Below are 16,215 nucleotides of genomic sequence, written 5' to 3'. Positions count from 1 at the left end.
ACCGTGGTCAACGTGGCCGATCGTGCCAATGTTCACGTGCGGTTTGTTGCGCTCAAACTTACCTTTAGCCATATTCCGGCGCCTCTTAAGTTTTGGGGAGCCTTGTCAGGCCCGAATTAACATCGCGCGCTGATTATTGTCTCTGAACAGGAAAATCAAGCGCCACTTGGCGAAACCTCGCCACAGCGTCCTCACAGTGTCGACATGTCCACGGCCCCGCTATCGGGGCGTTCCGTCAAAACCCGATCAATACAACCCAAACCGCCGCAACGCGCGTCATTCAAAGGTGTTGTTGCGCGGGAAACCATGCGGAGGCGCCTTGCCCACGCCGGCTCTTTTCCCGAGCCATGGCGTCATGTCCTTTTCAGAGCGGGTATTGCCCCCGCCCATGGTCCAAGACAGCCCGTTTTCCCACGCGAATGTCGTGATATCGGACAATCCGCCATCAAGCTCGAGCATACCCTGCGCGCCGCGTGCCTGGTTGTATTTCTGCAACCGGACTCCTTTGCCGCGGGTCATTTCGGGCACTTCATCGAGTGGGAACACAAGGAAACGCCGGTTTTGCGAGATGACCGCTACATGGTCGCCCGTGATTTTCACGGCTTTGCAGGCCACTTCGCCATCTTTGACGTTCAACACCTGTTTGCCTGATCGGGTCTGGGCAACCACATCAACTTCGGGAACGACAAATCCGTTTCCGACGTTCGATGCGACCAAAAGGCGGCGCGTTGGATCATGCGCAAAGATATCGACAATCTCGACATCGTTGGGCAGGTCGACCATCAAACGCAACGGCTCACCCATACCACGCCCGCCAGGCAGATTGGCACCAGAGAGCGTATAGAAGCGCCCGTTGGAGCCGAGGATCAGGAGTTTGTCGGTATTCTCGGCATGGAACGTAAAGCGTGGCCCATCGCCGTCCTTGAATTTCAATTCGCGTTCGAGGTCGATATGTCCCGACATCGCGCGAATCCATCCCATTTGCGACAGGACGACGGTGATCGATTCCCGCTCGATCATCGCCTCCAATGGCACGTCTTCAACCTCGGCAGCTTCGGCGAACTGGGTCAAACGATGCCCGCGCTCGTAGTCTTTGCCGAAGGTCTTTTTGACTTCGCGCAACTGTTCGGAAATCCGCGCCCATTGCACAGCATCATTGGCCAAAAGGTCCTCCAACGCAGCGCGCTCAATCATCAGGGCATCGCGCTCTTTGACCAGTTCAACTTCTTCCAGACGCCGCAGAGACCGCAGGCGCATGTTCAGGATCGCTTCGGCCTGAACATCGCTGAGCTCGCCCTCGCCCGTCGAGGGAAGCGGTGAAACATAATCACGTTCGCTGGTCGCTTTGCGGTGTTCGCCCGCCCACTCCTGCGACATCAACGCAGCCTTGGGATCATCGTCGTAACGGATGATGTCGATCACACGGTCGAGGTTGAGGAAGGCGATGATAAAGCCTTCGAGCACCTCGAGACGATGGTCGATTTTCTCCATCCGGTGCTTGCTGCGCCGGATAAGAACGACGCGGCGGTGGTCGAGCCACGCACGCAAAACCTCTTTGAGCGAACAGACCTTCGGCGTTCGCCCGTCGATCAGCACGTTCATGTTCAACGAGAACCGCGTTTCCAGATCAGAGTTGCGGAACAACGTGTTCATTAGAACATCCGCATCCACGTTCTTCGACTTTGGCTCCAGAACGATCCGCACGTCCTCGGCGCTTTCATCGCGCACATCGGCGAGAATCGGCACCTTCTTTGTCTGGATCAGTTCCGCGAGCTTTTCGATCAATTTGGACTTCTGAACCTGATAGGGGATTTCGGTGACAACGATTTGCCACGCCCCGCGCCCGAGGTCTTCAATGGCCCACTTCGCGCGCAGCCGGAATGACCCGCGCCCCGTTGAATAGGCCCGCGCCATGCTTTCCGCAGGCTCCACAATCACACCACCGGTCGGAAAATCGGGGCCTTTGACAAAATTCAACAGCGTGTCATCGCGGGCATCCGGCGTCTTGATCAGGTGCAGCGAGGCATCGACAAGCTCAACGATGTTATGAGGCGGAATGTTGGTCGCCATACCAACGGCAATACCGCTCGACCCGTTCGCCAGCAGGTTAGGGAACGCCGCAGGCAACACTTCGGGTTCGCGCAGCGTGCCATCATAGTTGTCACGGTAATCAACCGCATCCTCATTCAGCCCTTCGAGCAATGCCTCTGCGGCGGCAGTCATCCGCGCCTCGGTGTAGCGCGATGCAGCGGGGTTATCGCCATCGATATTGCCGAAGTTTCCCTGCCCGTCGACAAGGGGATAGCGGACGTTGAAATCCTGCGCGAGGCGCGCCATCGCATCGTAAATCGCCATGTCCCCATGCGGGTGATAGTTACCCATCACATCGCCGGAGATTTTCGCGGACTTGCGGAAGCCTCCTGTCGGCGAGAGGCGCAATTCACGCATCGCATAGAGAATCCTGCGGTGAACCGGTTTCAGACCGTCGCGCGCATCCGGAAGGGCGCGATGCATGATCGTGGACAGCGCATAGGTGAGATAACGCTCACCAATTGCGCGCCGTAGCGGTTCGAATGTTTCGTTGGGGACCGACCCTTCGACGGGTGGTTCATTCGTCAAATCACTGCTCATGACGTCAGTGATACAGGCCACGATTGTGGCCGACAAGCGCCATAGAGCCTCAACTCCGATTGCGCCCTATGGGGGAGAGATTTGAAACTTTTCCCCCGGAACCGTCGTTGGTTTCTCACTACACCGACGCTTGAAGAATGTGAGGAATCGAAATGTTGAAACTTGTTGGCGCGACTTTGGCTGGTGTTTTGGGTGTAATGACATTCTTTGGCGGTGAGCTGTCCAGTGATGAAAAAGCCGAACTCGCGCAGCTTCGCGGCGACCGGATGACCATCGAAAAGGTATGGCAGTCGGCCCTGCCCGAGGACACAGACCGCAGTGAAGTTGTGAAACGTGACGTGGCCGCGCCGCGCGTTGCGACAACCACATCCACTGAAATTCCTCTCGTCCACCTCGCCGCGTTTGAAAAAGCCGACGCTGCCCTCACAACATCGGGCAAGACAACACAGGTTTCTCACCCCGACAAACTCGCAGCCCTGATCGGCCCGTCCGCTTCGGGCACGGATGCTGACGAACGCCTTCGCGTCGTGACCGGTTCGCGCGTGAATGTGCGCTCTGGCCCCTCGACGTCCCACGATGTCCTCGGTCAGGTCGTTAAGGCAGAAATCGTTGCTATCACCGAAGTTGCCGGCGAAGGTTGGGTAAGAATCAGCGTTCAGGGAGACGGCGTCGAGGGCTATATCGCGGCCCGATTCCTCGATAGCCTCGACGGTTAATTACTTTTGCCCGTCGCGCACACGGGCTAAGTCTCGCCCATCTTACAGGCGGACAGGTATATGCGATCCATCCTAATCACAGGCTGCTCCAGCGGCATCGGGTACGATGCCGCTATCACTTTGTCGAACGCCGGATGGCGGGTTTTCGCGACATGCCGACGGGTCGAGGACTGCGAAACGCTCAGAGCCAGGGGGCTGGAAAGCTGCGTACTCGACTACGAAAAACCTGAGACCATCAATGCCGCTCTGGAATACGTCTTTCAACAAACGGGCGGCACGCTCGATGCGTTGTTCAATAATGGCGCCTATGCAATTCCCGGTGCGCTCGAAGACGTCCCCCCCGATGCAATGCGCGCAATTTTCGAGGCCAACTTTTTGGGTTGGCATGACCTGACGCGCCGCGTCGTGCCCGTGATGCGCGCTCAGGGGCACGGCCGGATTGTGCAATGCTCATCTGTATTGGGCCTGATTACCGCGCCGTGGCGCGGGGCATATGTCGCCACCAAATTCGCGCTTGAGGGGTACACTGACACGTTGCGTCAAGAACTGCGTGGCGCTGGCATACACGTCTCCCTGATCGAACCGGGCCCAATCCGCACCGCGTTTCGCAAAAATGCCCGAATCCAGTTTGACCGATGGATCGATTGGGAGTCCTCATCGATCGCCGACCTCTACCGGAACACATTGGTGAATCGTCTGTATGCCGCCGAAGGCACGCCTGACCGTTTTGAACTGGGCGCCGAAAGCGTAACGCGCGCCGTGGTTCGCGCGCTCGAAGCACCTCGCCCCAAAGCACGCTACCGCGTCACCCTACCAACCCACGCCGCCGCGATCGCAAAGCGCCTGCTGCCAACCCGTTGGCTCGACCGCTTGAGCGAGCGCGCGTAGCACCCGCGTCCATTCGCGTATTTTTCCTGCGCGCCAAACGCGCTATGTGAGCATGGCATATCAACATCGGGAACCCTGACATGAGCCCCCTCCTCTATATCGTCGGCATCGGCTGCATCGTTGTTTTATTGATCCTCGCCATGGGCATCGGCCAAATGGGCCGTGGGGGAATTGAGGGCGCGAAGCGATCAAACCGGTTGATGAAATGGCGCATCATCGCGCAGTTCGGGGTCGTCATGCTGGTTGTATTGCTGGTCGCACTGCGCGGCACGGGAGGCTGATATGGTTGTTCTGAACAAAATCTACACACGCACCGGCGACAAAGGTGAAACGGCGCTCGGCGACGGGTCGCGCGTGGCTAAACACAGTGCCCGCGTGAACGCATATGGCACTGTGGACGAATTGAATTCCGTGGTCGGGCTTGCGCGGCTGCATGCAACCGGTCCTGTCGATGAATCGCTTTCGCGCATTCAAAACGACCTTTTCGATCTTGGCGCCGATCTGTGTCGTCCGGAGATGGAAAAAGACGCAGAGGCGGAATACCCACCGCTTCGCATGGCCCCCGGTCAGGTCGATCGCCTCGAGGCGGAAATTGACGCCATGAACAAGGACCTCGATCCGCTTCGCTCGTTTATCTTGCCCGGCGGCTCGCCGCTTTCGGCGCATCTGCACCAGTGTCGCACTGTGTCGCGTCGCGCAGAACGTCTAACTGTCGAACTTTCGACCGTCGAGGGCGTCAATGCGGCGGCAATTACCTACCTCAATCGCCTGTCCGACTGGTTCTTCGTGGCCGCGCGCATGGCCAATAACGGCGGGAAAGACGATGTGCTCTGGGTGCCCGGCGCGAACCGTTGAAATGTGACGTTGGGTCGCCTGAGACATCAAACGTCACGTCCCAACGCCGCATGCGGTGTTTTGGGACTGTTTTCTGCAGGCGCGAACGAGTAATAAAGTTGCCGAAGATGAGACAAACGCGGTCATAAAGACTGCGCATTCTAGGGAGTTTACGCCAATGAAGGTCCTCGTGCCCGTCAAACGCGTGATCGATTACAACGTGAAGGTCAAAGTGAAGGCCGATGGCACGGGTGTCGATCTCGCCAATGTAAAAATGTCCATGAACCCCTTCGACGAGATTGCCGTCGAAGAGGCCATCCGCCTGAAAGAGGCCGGAATCGTGACCGAGATCGTTGTGGTCTCCATCGGCGAAAAGAAAGCCACCGATACATTGCGCAACGCCATGGCAATGGGTGCTGACCGCGGGATCCTCGTGACCGAAGACCAAGGCGTCGACATCGAGCCACTCGCAGTCGCAAAAATCCTCGCCAAGATCGTTGCTGACGAAAGCCCCGAGATCGTGATCCTCGGCAAGCAGGCAATCGACAATGATATGAACGCGACAGGTCAGATGCTTGCCGCGCTGCTCGGCTGGGGTCAGGCGACCTTTGCATCCGAAGTCAAAATTGACGGTGGCAAAGCGGTCGTGACACGGGAAGTCGACGGCGGCCTGCAGACCATCTCCGTAAATCTGCCAGCGATTGTCACCACAGACCTGCGCCTCAACGAACCGCGCTACGCCTCGCTTCCAAACATCATGAAAGCGAAGAAGAAGCCGCTCGAAGAGAAATCAGCCGCTGACTACGGCGTCGATACCAGCCCCCGCCTCACGGTCGTGACGACCGAAGAGCCAAAGGGCCGTGAAGCCGGCATCATTGTCGGATCGGTCGACGAACTCGTCGCGAAACTCAAAGAAGGAGGTCTGGTGTAATGGCTGTTCTTTGTCTTGCCGAAGTTGCAGGTGGCACACTTGCGCTAGATGCCACCGCCAAAGCTGTCACAGCAGGCGGCAAAATTGGCGACGTAACCCTCCTGGTTCCGGGTCCGAAAGCGGCCTCTGATGCCGCCGCCGGTATTGCGGGCGTCGCCGAAGTGCTCGCCGCCGACGATGCAGCCTATGCGAACGGCCTTGCTGAAAACATCGCGGATCTCATCGTCTCGATTGCTGGCGACTATTCGCACATTGTCGCGCCGGCTACGACGACCGGCAAAAACGTGCTCCCGCGCGTCGCAGCGCTTTTGGATGTGATGGTTATCTCCGACGTGATCGACGTCGTGGATGGCGATACGTTCAAACGTCCTGTCTATGCAGGCAACGCCGTACAAACGGTGAAGTCCTCCGATGCGACCAAAGTGGTGTCTTTCCGCACATCCACATTCGACGCGGCGGGAGATGGCGGATCAGCCGCAGTCGAATCCGTTTCTGGCGCGGGCGACAAAGGCTTGTCGGCTTTCGTCGAAGATAAGGTCGCGGAAAGCGATCGCCCCGAATTGACCTCGGCAAAAGTCGTCGTGTCCGGCGGACGTGGCGTTGGATCGGAAGAGAACTTCGAGATCATTGAAAAGCTCGCCGATAAACTCGGCGCTGCTGTCGGTGCATCGCGCGCCGCCGTCGATTCAGGCTTTGCGCCGAACGACTGGCAGGTTGGCCAGACCGGCAAAGTGGTCGCACCTGATCTCTATATCGCCGTCGGTATCTCCGGCGCGATCCAGCACCTTGCGGGCATGAAAGATTCGAAAGTCATCGTCGCGATCAACAAAGACGAAGAAGCCCCGATTTTCCAGGTGGCGGATTTCGGGCTGGTCGCCGATCTGTTCGACGCGGTTCCAGAGCTCACAGAAAAGCTCTGAGTTTCCAAACAGGAATTGGAAAGGCCCACTTAACCGGTGGGCCTTTTTTAATGGCCCTCACAAATGTGAAGCGAGCACAGACTCGAGTTTGCTGGCCGCTTTGGCATGAATGTTCGGCCCGATCACGTCATGCGCCGCCGGCGCTTCGAGATCCGGATAGACCAGAAGGTCGCGCCCAGCGGCAATGTCTTCGCGCGTCGCGACGATCTCAATCACGCCAATGACGCATTCCCGAATTTCCTCGATCATCTGACGGTCCACGAATAGAGGATCGGCACACAAATCCGCCACGGCTTCATCGTCATCCGGTGAATGATCAGCGATCCACAGCAACACCACCGGCCCGCGAATTTTCTGCACGAGCATACGCAACCGTGCGACCCATGCATCCTTCAGTTCCTGCCGCACCATTCCGAATTTTTCCGGAGACACCGTGTGTAGCGTGTTCAAAAGATGCCGCGTGAAATTGAATTCTGTAAAGTCGACCTCGCGGTAGATCGTCTGAAGGAGCGTCGACGCCCGAAGGAAGCGATCATTGCGCCGCGGGTGCACAGTGTAAAAGCGGTTGGACATGTTCTGAGCCCCGCTAACCTGCACCACTGTAGCCTTGGCCGCTGAACAGATTTCCATGATCGCTTCATCGGCCGCAAAGACATCGACACCTGAATTCACACAACCGAGGTTCACAGCCTCTACACCCATGCTCCCTGAAAAGAGTTCAGGGAAAGGTTGCGGCACATACTTCCCGTAGGTTTCTGTACTGCCCAGAAATGCGACGTAATCCTTTGACAGATTGGCCTTTGGGCCGCGGAAAAGAATTTTCGAGTTGCCATAGCGGCACGGATAATAGTTGAGGGACCCGTCCCCCGGATATTGATAAGCCATTTAAACCACCCACTGGTTTGATTTCACCCTGGAAGAGAGATTCGCAGACACAAGTTGCTAATTGGCTAAACTTAAAAATCGCGACGCCTTGTAACTATCGGCGGCGTCGGCCTATGACGTTGAACCGCTGTGCTGCAGGCGCATACTGACGAAACGAAGATCTTGGAGAGAATCGCAATGGTAATTGAAAAAGTCGGTGTCATCGGAGCCGGTCAGATGGGCAACGGGATCGCCCATGTCTTTGCTCTTGCAGGTTTTGATGTCCTACTGAACGACATTTCCCAGGACTCTCTCGACAAAGCGATGGCGACCATTTCGCACAATCTTGACCGGCAGGTTTCGCGCGAAAAAATCACGCAGGCCGCGATGGACGACGCCATTGCGCGTATCAAAACGACCATGAATCTCGAAGAGCTCGGCAAAACCGACCTCGTGATCGAGGCCGCGACCGAGCGCGAAGACGTCAAGAACGCGATATTCGAGAAACTCTTGCCGCATCTCAAACCGGAAACGATTCTAACCTCGAACACGTCATCGATTTCCATCACGCGCCTCGCCTCGCGCACGGACCGGCCTGAAAAGTTCATGGGTTTCCACTTTATGAACCCCGTTCCGATCATGCAGCTTGTCGAGTTGATCCGTGGGATTGCGACGGACGAAGAGACCTATCTCGCGCTCGTCGCGGTGGTCGAAAAGCTCGGAAAAACCGCGGCCAGCGCCGAAGATTTCCCTGCCTTTATCGTTAATCGCATCCTCATGCCGATGATCAATGAAGCCGTCTACACGCTCTATGAGGGCGTCGGTTCTGTGCGTTCAATTGATGAATCTATGAAACTCGGCGCCAACCACCCGATGGGGCCACTAGAGCTCGCCGATTTCATCGGACTGGATACCTGTCTGGCGATCATGAATGTTCTTCACGAAGGCCTCGCAGACACAAAGTACCGCCCATGTCCGCTGCTGACGAAATACGTCGAGGCGGGATGGCTCGGTCGCAAGACGGATCGTGGATTCTACGACTATCGTGGTGAAACGCCCGTTCCCACGCGCTGACGCCTTCCAGTCACCGCCTAGTCAGTCCGCCCGCCGAGCGCGAGAACGTGCTGGCGCGCCCAATCCATAAACCCGCGCGGGTTCGATTTCCATTCCGACAGGCTCTCGCCTTGTATCGGATCACCGATGATGGGTGATTGTTCTGTGTCGAGAGCGCGTGCGATTTCATGGAGCAACAATCCCTGACGGAAGGTCGCGGAAATCTTGTCAGCAATCTGGTACAGGCGGGTGTTCCGGCCCGGGAAATAGATCGGCAACACCGTTGCCCCGGATTTCAGGATCATCTTCGCGGTGAACGGGTTCCACGGCTTTTCTTTCACCTGCCCGAACCACGTGTGGGACGACGCCACAGCACCGGCCGGGAACAGAATAATCACGCCGCCTGCTTTAAGCTGCTCCATAGCCTCATTGCGCATCAGGATCGATTTGCGGTGGCTGTCCTCTTCATGCGGGAAGGGGACGGGCAACATGAAGGGATCAATCTCGGTAATGCCGGTCAGCAGCGAGCGCGTCAGAATTTTGTAATCCGTGCGCACCTGACCAATCAGTTCGGCCATCACTAGCCCATCGACGAGGCCGTGGGGATGGTTGGCTACGACGACGAGCGGCCCGGTTGCAGGAATCTTTGCCACCTGTTCGGCCGGTGTCGTCACCTTGATCCCCATCACATCGAGTGTCTGGGTAAAGAAGGGCTGGCCAATGGGGGCGCCGAGGCGCTCGAACCGTCGGATGCGTCGCAATAGCAGGAGTTTGCCGGTCACCCATTCGATGGTGCGAATGATCATGACTTTGGTCGGGTCCGAAAACGTACCTGCGTAGGACAAACGGCTTGCATCGTAGCGAACGAATTCCTTATCGCCCGGCTTCGAAATTAGGCCGTCGTCTTTCTGGCCGGTTTCGGTCACGTCACATGTCCTCGCCAAACTTGTCCTTGATCAGTAACTCGAGAGCGTCCGCCAACTCCACTGCGTCGGCACCGTCAGTCGTCACGTCAATAGTGGTTCCCTTTGAGGCTGCCAACATCAAAAGCCCCATAATGCTGTCGCCCGTCGTGCTCAGTCCGTCCTTTTCCACCGTTGCTTTGGCGGAAAAATCTTCGACGGTTTCGACAAATTTTGCCGAAGCGCGGGCGTGAAGCCCTTTGACATTAACGATCTCGTGCTTGCGTGTCACAGTCGCCATAGCGCACTCTCCCTATATGTGCGTTAGCCCTGCACGTCAAAACTGTCGATGTATTTGCGCCCGGCCTCAAGTGCGCAGTCCACGGCTTCGCGAACCGTTTTGTGACGGGACTTCGCCAATTTGATCAACATTGGCAAATTCGCACCATAGATGATCTTGCGATCATCAGACGTACAGGCGAGGAGCGAAAGATTGGACGGGGATCCGCCGAACATGTCGGTTACCACCACGACACCGGTGCCGGTATCAACGTCGTCAGCCGCCACGCAGATTTCCTGCTGCTTCTGAGAACGGTCGTGATCCGGCTCGATCGAAATCGCTTCTACACCGGGTTGTTTGCCGACAACATGCTCGACCGCTGCGAGATACTCCCGCGCCAGCCCGCCATGTGCGACGATCACGATCCCGATCACACGCTATTCCCTAGTTTGTTGTCGCCCTGTCGGCGTTCCATTTCTCTGTGCCTTATTGACACCGGCCACCCGTGATCTGCAAGGGCTTTGGCAAACAATTCAACCAAGGTGACGGATCTGTGTTGCCCACCGGTACACCCGAAAGCAATCGCGAGATGTTTCTTTCCCTCGTCGCGGTAGGCCGGCAATAGCATCAAAATCAAATCGAGCGTTTTGGCGAAAAACGCATCGTATCGCGGGTCTTTGCGCACATACTCCTGAACCTCTTCGCTTTGACCGTTGAGGCCGCGCAGGCTCTCCTCCCAATAGGGATTGGCGAGGAACCGGACGTCCATCACCATATCGACTCCGTGGGGAACACCGCGTTTGTAGGAAAACGACTGCAACGAAATCGCCATATCTGCATCATGCCCTTCGGCAAACCAGCGTTCGATTTCGGCCCGCAACTGGTGCGGCGTCATACGCGATGTATCAATCAGGATGTCCGCCCTTGACCGGATCGGGACGAGCAAATCACGCTCGCGCATGACCCCCTCTGCCGCACTTTCTGCCGGCGCCAACGGATGGCGGCGCCGCGTTTCCGAATAGCGACGGACAAGAACATCCGCATCGCAATCCAGATAGAGGACCTCCGCGGGGTGCTCTGTGTCGCCGCGCAACCCATCAATCAACGTGATCAATCGGGTAACGCCGAAGTCACGGTTTCGCACATCGAGCCCCAAGGCGAGCGGGCGATCCAGAACCGGCCCCTCAAGCAGGCGTGGCAATATCGACAATGGCAGGTTGTCGATGACCTCATAACCAATGTCTTCCAGAACGTTGATGGCCGTGGACCGGCCAGCACCGGAAGGACCCGTCACGAGTACGAGCCTGTGGCCCTGCTTGGGTACGGTTGTATCGGCGCTCAAGCGACGCGGCCTCCTTTGAGCCATTGGATAAGCGCGGGGGGAAAGTGCGGCCCCGCGACGTTCAGGAACATTGGAATCTCTACACCGATTAGGACGTGAGTGCGCATGGGAGGCAAGCGATCGGTTTCCTCATGTGTCAAATCCACCACCGCTTTTATGTGGCAGGATGGCAGGGGGTCGCCACCGAGAATGCCCACGCCGCGTGCCTCGATCTGTCCGCGAATTGGGCCCGGGGCCTCGGCGCGCAAGACATCTGTGCCCGCATCACGCGACACAACCGTACGGTCATCGGAAACAAGACATGCGCCCAGCGCCATCATTGAGAGCGCAAGAGTGGACTTTCCGGACCCTGACGGCCCGCAGATCAACAGACCTGTGGCGCTATTCAATGCGACGCAGCTTGCGTGAATAATCTGTTTGGATTCGTCGGTCTCTGTCACAGGTGACAGCCTCGCATCACTCACAAGGGTAGGCCAACCACAAACCTCGCGCCGAGTGGGTCGGACGTAATGTCTGCATCCGTTGGGCGAATGTTTTCCGCCCAAATCACCCCGCCATGGGCTTCCACGATCTGCTTCGAAATCGCGAGACCAAGCCCGGAGTTGTTACCGAACTGACCTTCAGGGCGCTCCGAATAGAACCGCTTGAACACCTTGGCGAGTGCCTGCTCGGGAATACCGGGACCGGTGTCCTCAACAACCACCAAAACGCGTCGGTCGCGCATGCGCACCCATACGCGAATGGCATCTCCGTCCTCACAGAACGAAATGGCGTTGGTGATGAGATTCACGAAGACCTGCGCGAGGCGCGCCTCTAGCCCTGACACCACGATGGGGGCGCTCGGCATATCCGCGATAAATTCGATGCCCTTTTCCTGCGCTTCATGCGACAGGAATTCGGTCAGGTTGGTCAGCATCTTGAGAAGGTTGAACTCCTCTTCTTCCTCTTTGACCAATTCACTATCCAGACGCGAGGCATTCGAGATGTCGGAAACGAGACGATCAAGGCGGCGCACGTCGTGTTCAATGACATCGAGCAGTTTCGTGCGATGCTCTTCTTTTTTCACGAGCCGCAGAGACCCGACCGCGGACCGAAGCGATGCCAGCGGGTTCTTGATTTCATGCGCTACGTCTGCGGCGAACTGTTCATTGGCGTCGATGCGGTCATAGAGCGCGGATACCATGCCCCTCAACGCACCGGATAGCCGGCCGATTTCATCAGGACGCCCCGACAAATCGGGAATGCGGACACGACCTGGTGCGACCTTGCGGCTATTTTTATCGCGCCCCACTTCTGCGGCGGCCGCGAGATCGGCGAGCGGGTTGGCAATCGTCGAAGCCAGAACCAGCGACAGGCCGACCGATACCAGAATGGCAATGACGAAGACCTGCAAAATTTGTTCGCGCTCGACGCGGACCAGTTCGTCAATTTCGCCTTCACCGGACACAATCCCGATGGCGCCAATCGTCCGCCCGTCCACGGAAGTGACAGGTGCCGCGACCGCGAATTGGATGGACCCGTTCTCATCGGTGCCGGTTTCAACGTGAATCTTGTTCGAAAGCGTTGCGGGGACCAGGGCCCCGACCAATGCGCCGCCACCGTGATCTTTGCGTTCGTCACCATTGGAATCGAACGAAAAGAAAGACCAAATCTTGTTCAGGAAGTCGGAAATCACTGTAGAGCGGCCATCTACCTTTTGGCCTTCGATATTGACGGGCTGAAGGCGCGGCAGATCTTCCGTGGAAGCGATCAGATTTCCGGAATCGTCATAAATAAAGACGTGTTCGCGCAACGGCGTAGACATGATGTTTGCAATCGAGCGTGCATCACCCTCTGTGTCGTTAATGTCGATAACGCCATCGCTACCTGCAGAGATCGCGACCATATCGGCGATCAATACGGCTTCGGTGACCATTGCCGATTCCCGCTGAGACACGAGACTGTCACGAAACGGGTTGAGGTAAAGGATGCCCGCAACCATCAAGATGATCGCGACCAAATTGAACGTTATGATTTTCTGCGCCAAGGGCGAACGGTTGACCGCGATAAAGCGACGCCGTTCGCGTTTGGCCCGCAGGTCCGCATCGGAAATCTGCGGGGCAACCCAATCATCCCCGAGGACCACATCGGCGTCTTCGGGGCGTTTTATATCTGAATCGAGGCGCGAAAAGAGGGACATTATTCCTCGTTGTACCGGTAACCGATACCGTAAAGCGTTTCGATCGCGGTGAAGTCATCGTCCACAGAACGCATTTTCTTGCGCAGCCGCTTAATGTGGCTATCGATCGTGCGGTCATCGACATAGACCTGATCGTCGTAGGCGACATCCATCAACTGGTCGCGCGACTTAACAAATCCGGGCCGCTGCGCCAGCGCCTGAAGCAACAGGAACTCCGTAACCGTCAGGGTGACGTCCCGGCCCTTCCATTTCACCGCATGGCGCAGAGGATCCATTTCCAATTCGCCGCGCATCATGACTTTGGTTTCTTCGGTATCGCCAACCTCGGCGCCCTCGATCGCTTCCTGGCGACGCAGAAGGGCGCGGATACGTTCAACGAGAAGACGCTGCGAGAACGGTTTCTTTACGTAGTCATCCGCACCCATCCGCAGGCCGAGGACCTCATCAATCTCGTCATCTTTCGACGTGAGAAAGATCACCGGCATGTTCGTTTTCTGTCGAACGCGCTGCAAGAGGTCCATTCCGTCCATGCGCGGCATCTTGATGTCAAAGACCGCCATATCGGGCAGTTTTTTATTGAATGCATCTAACGCGGACTGACCATCATTGTAGGTTTCGACCTCGAACCCTTCGGCTTCAAGGGTCATAGAAACGGATGTCAGAATATTCCTGTCGTCATCGACCAAAGCGATCCTAGACATGTTCGAGTTCCTTTAACTGCTCATTTGCTTCGTTTTTTTGCGTTAACCTTCCCGTTTTCCCTGCTTCAAATCAAGCGAAACCGCGAATCAGTGCGTGACCTGTGAGTGATCTCATCTGAAAAATCGCAAGGAATGGCTAATTTGTCTCACATTATTGCCCGAGAGGCCGCAAATGCTGCCAGCACATACCTGTGTGCATGTTTTCGCTAACACGAAATTGGTTGCGCTAACTTTGACCTGTGTCCTGTTTACGCCGTGAATCGCCATGCTATGACGTCCTTGCCTTGGCACGAAGCCGGGGTCGCGAAAGGCCCTTCGCGGATGACAGATCATAAGACGCCGTAGAGACGCGGCGGGGAGCTTGCACCATGACAACCGGACGCGTGAACCCGGCTTTCACTTTGGAAGACCAAGGCATCAAAGGCCTCGGCAACGTCTATTACAACTATCTGGAGCCTGCCCTCATCGAAGAGTCGCTCAAACGCGGCGAGGGGACTCTGGGCAAAGGCGGCTCGATTTATGTTTCCACCGGCAAACATACCGGCCGTTCGCCATTGGACAAATTCGTCGTCCGCACACCTGACGTCGAAGACACCATCTGGTGGGAAAACAACAAACCCATGGATCCGGCGAGCTTCGATGTGCTTTACGCAGATATGCTTGAGCACATGAAGGGCGGCGACTACTTCGTGCAGGACCTTTATGGCGGCGCGGATGCGGCACACCGCCTTGATGTGCGCTTCGTTCAGGAACTTGCATGGCATAACCTGTTCATCCGCACGATGATGCGCCGTCCGGCCCTCAAAGAACTCGACGACTTCGTGCCTGATTTTACGGTCATCAACTGCCCGACGTTCAAAGCCGACCCCGAAAAACACGGCTGCCGTAGTGAGACCGTTATCGCACTCAACTTCGCCAAGAAGATCATTCTTGTCGGCGGCACCGAGTATGCGGGCGAAAACAAGAAGGGCGTGTTTACCCTCCTGAACTACATCCTGCCGGGCAAAGGCGTCATGGCGATGCACTGTTCTGCCAACCATGCGCCGGGCAATCCGGTCGACACGGCGGTCTTCTTTGGCCTCTCCGGCACCGGCAAAACGACTCTGTCGGCTGACCCGAGCCGCGTTCTCATCGGCGATGACGAACATGGATGGTCCGAACGCGGCACCTTCAACTTCGAAGGCGGCTGCTACGCAAAAACTATTTCCCTTTCGCCAGAGGCAGAGCCGGAAATCTACGCAACGACATCAAAGTTCGGCACCGTGATCGAAAACATGGTTTTCGACCCGCATACCAAAGATCTCGACTTCGAAGATGACTCGCTCACTCCGAACATGCGGTGTGCTTATCCGCTGCACTACATCTCCAACGCGTCCGAGACCGCGCTTGGCGGGCACCCGAAGAATATCATCATGCTAACCTGTGATGCCTTTGGCGTGTTGCCTCCAATCGCACGACTCACACCGGCGCAGGCGATGTATCACTTCCTGTCGGGCTTCACGTCCAAAGTCGCGGGCACCGAACGCGGCATTACCGAGCCACAGCCGACATTCTCGACCTGCTTTGGCGCGCCCTTTATGCCGCGCCGTCCGGAAGCCTACGGAAAACTCCTGCAGGAAAAAATTGCCACACATGGCGCAACCTGCTGGCTGGTGAACACGGGCTGGACCGGTGGCGCTTATGGCACAGGGTCGCGGATGCCGATCAAGGCGACACGCAACCTGTTGCACGCTGCCCTCGACGGCTCTCTGGCGAATGTCGAGTACCGCAAAGACGACAACTTCGGCTTTGACGTTCCTGTCCACGTTCCCGGCGTGCCCGATCTCCTGCTCGAGCCACGCCGCACATGGCACGACAAAGAAGCCTACGATGCTCAGGCGGAAAAACTCGTCAATATGTTCTCCGAGAACTTCACACAGTATCTCGAATACATTGATGACGATGTGAAAGCTGCGGCTATCGGCTGATCAACGG

At 57.0% G+C, this 16,215-nt stretch carries 17 protein-coding genes; 8 read left to right on the top strand and 9 right to left on the bottom strand.

Annotation, left to right across the window (positions count from 1 at the left end):
* Positions 1–276: 276 nt before the first annotated feature.
* Positions 277–2,631: a DNA topoisomerase IV subunit A gene (locus ABD815_RS04950; protein WP_344844304.1), complete on the bottom strand. Its 2,355-nt coding sequence runs from the start codon at positions 2,629–2,631 to the stop codon at positions 277–279.
* A 152-nt stretch (positions 2,632–2,783) separates the two neighbouring features.
* Between ABD815_RS04950 and ABD815_RS04945 the strand changes: the two genes are divergently transcribed.
* The 6 genes from ABD815_RS04945 to ABD815_RS04920 all read left to right on the top strand — a co-directional run bounded on the left by ABD815_RS04945 (position 2,784) and on the right by ABD815_RS04920 (position 6,920).
* Positions 2,784–3,347: an SH3 domain-containing protein gene (locus ABD815_RS04945; protein WP_344844237.1), complete on the top strand. Its 564-nt coding sequence runs from the start codon at positions 2,784–2,786 to the stop codon at positions 3,345–3,347.
* A gap of 60 nt (positions 3,348–3,407) precedes the next feature.
* Positions 3,408–4,235 (top strand): SDR family NAD(P)-dependent oxidoreductase, encoded by an 828-nt coding sequence (locus tag ABD815_RS04940; protein WP_344844234.1) that lies wholly within the window; start codon positions 3,408–3,410, stop codon positions 4,233–4,235.
* Positions 4,236–4,315: 80 nt separating this feature from the next.
* Positions 4,316–4,516, top strand: coding sequence for a twin transmembrane helix small protein (locus ABD815_RS04935; protein ID WP_344844231.1), 201 nt, complete (start codon positions 4,316–4,318; stop codon positions 4,514–4,516).
* Position 4,517: 1 nt separating this feature from the next.
* On the top strand, positions 4,518–5,090 hold the full coding sequence (locus ABD815_RS04930) for a cob(I)yrinic acid a,c-diamide adenosyltransferase (protein WP_344844229.1): 573 nt from the start codon (positions 4,518–4,520) through the stop codon (positions 5,088–5,090).
* A gap of 157 nt (positions 5,091–5,247) precedes the next feature.
* The gene (locus ABD815_RS04925; protein ID WP_344844226.1) at positions 5,248–6,000 is read left to right on the top strand and encodes an electron transfer flavoprotein subunit beta/FixA family protein; all 753 of its coding nucleotides are present in this window, start codon (positions 5,248–5,250) and stop codon (positions 5,998–6,000) included.
* Positions 6,000–6,920: an electron transfer flavoprotein subunit alpha/FixB family protein gene (locus ABD815_RS04920; RefSeq protein WP_344844223.1), complete on the top strand. Its 921-nt coding sequence runs from the start codon at positions 6,000–6,002 to the stop codon at positions 6,918–6,920. The genes ABD815_RS04925 and ABD815_RS04920 overlap by 1 nt, the downstream gene beginning before the upstream one ends.
* A 57-nt stretch (positions 6,921–6,977) precedes the next feature.
* Here the strand turns inward: ABD815_RS04920 and ABD815_RS04915 are convergent, their stop codons facing one another.
* Complete coding sequence (locus tag ABD815_RS04915; protein WP_344844220.1) at positions 6,978–7,805, bottom strand: DUF6473 family protein; 828 nt, start codon at positions 7,803–7,805, stop codon at positions 6,978–6,980.
* A 177-nt stretch (positions 7,806–7,982) separates the two neighbouring features.
* Between ABD815_RS04915 and ABD815_RS04910 the strand changes: the two genes are divergently transcribed.
* Positions 7,983–8,858 carry a 3-hydroxybutyryl-CoA dehydrogenase gene (locus tag ABD815_RS04910; RefSeq protein ID WP_344844217.1) on the top strand — a complete coding sequence of 292 codons (876 nt, stop codon included), beginning with the start codon at positions 7,983–7,985 and terminating at the stop codon, positions 8,856–8,858.
* A 17-nt stretch (positions 8,859–8,875) separates the two neighbouring features.
* Here ABD815_RS04910 and ABD815_RS04905 read toward each other — a convergent pair whose 3' ends face one another.
* From ABD815_RS04905 to ABD815_RS04875, 7 genes are read right to left on the bottom strand one after another with little or no spacing between them, the layout of a single operon-like run.
* Entirely contained in the window at positions 8,876–9,763 is an 888-nt protein-coding gene (locus tag ABD815_RS04905) for a lysophospholipid acyltransferase family protein (protein WP_344844215.1), read from the bottom strand.
* A gap of 1 nt (position 9,764) precedes the next feature.
* Positions 9,765–10,040 carry an HPr family phosphocarrier protein gene (locus tag ABD815_RS04900; protein ID WP_344844213.1) on the bottom strand — a complete coding sequence of 92 codons (276 nt, stop codon included), beginning with the start codon at positions 10,038–10,040 and terminating at the stop codon, positions 9,765–9,767.
* Positions 10,041–10,063: 23 nt separating this feature from the next.
* Positions 10,064–10,453: a PTS sugar transporter subunit IIA gene (locus tag ABD815_RS04895; protein WP_344844211.1), complete on the bottom strand. Its 390-nt coding sequence runs from the start codon at positions 10,451–10,453 to the stop codon at positions 10,064–10,066.
* Entirely contained in the window at positions 10,450–11,361 is a 912-nt protein-coding gene (gene rapZ, locus ABD815_RS04890; RefSeq protein WP_344844207.1) for an RNase adapter RapZ, read from the bottom strand. The genes ABD815_RS04895 and rapZ overlap by 4 nt, the downstream gene beginning before the upstream one ends.
* Entirely contained in the window at positions 11,358–11,801 is a 444-nt protein-coding gene (locus tag ABD815_RS04885) for an HPr kinase/phosphorylase (RefSeq protein ID WP_344844203.1), read from the bottom strand. Before ABD815_RS04885 ends, rapZ begins: the two co-directional genes overlap by 4 nt.
* A 20-nt stretch (positions 11,802–11,821) precedes the next feature.
* Positions 11,822–13,540 (bottom strand): sensor histidine kinase, encoded by a 1,719-nt coding sequence (locus tag ABD815_RS04880; protein ID WP_344844198.1) that lies wholly within the window; start codon positions 13,538–13,540, stop codon positions 11,822–11,824.
* Positions 13,540–14,241 carry a response regulator transcription factor gene (locus ABD815_RS04875; protein ID WP_344844194.1) on the bottom strand — a complete coding sequence of 234 codons (702 nt, stop codon included), beginning with the start codon at positions 14,239–14,241 and terminating at the stop codon, positions 13,540–13,542. The genes ABD815_RS04880 and ABD815_RS04875 overlap by 1 nt, the downstream gene beginning before the upstream one ends.
* A 368-nt stretch (positions 14,242–14,609) precedes the next feature.
* Between ABD815_RS04875 and ABD815_RS04870 the strand changes: the two genes are divergently transcribed.
* Positions 14,610–16,208: a phosphoenolpyruvate carboxykinase gene (locus ABD815_RS04870; protein ID WP_344844189.1), complete on the top strand. Its 1,599-nt coding sequence runs from the start codon at positions 14,610–14,612 to the stop codon at positions 16,206–16,208.
* Positions 16,209–16,215 lie beyond the last annotated feature (7 nt).

Source organism: Celeribacter arenosi (assembly GCF_039539485.1).
Lineage (GTDB): Bacteria > Pseudomonadota > Alphaproteobacteria > Rhodobacterales > Rhodobacteraceae > Celeribacter > Celeribacter arenosi.
Note: the sequence above shows the minus strand (reverse complement) of the source record. Positions and strands in the feature narration are given on the sequence as shown.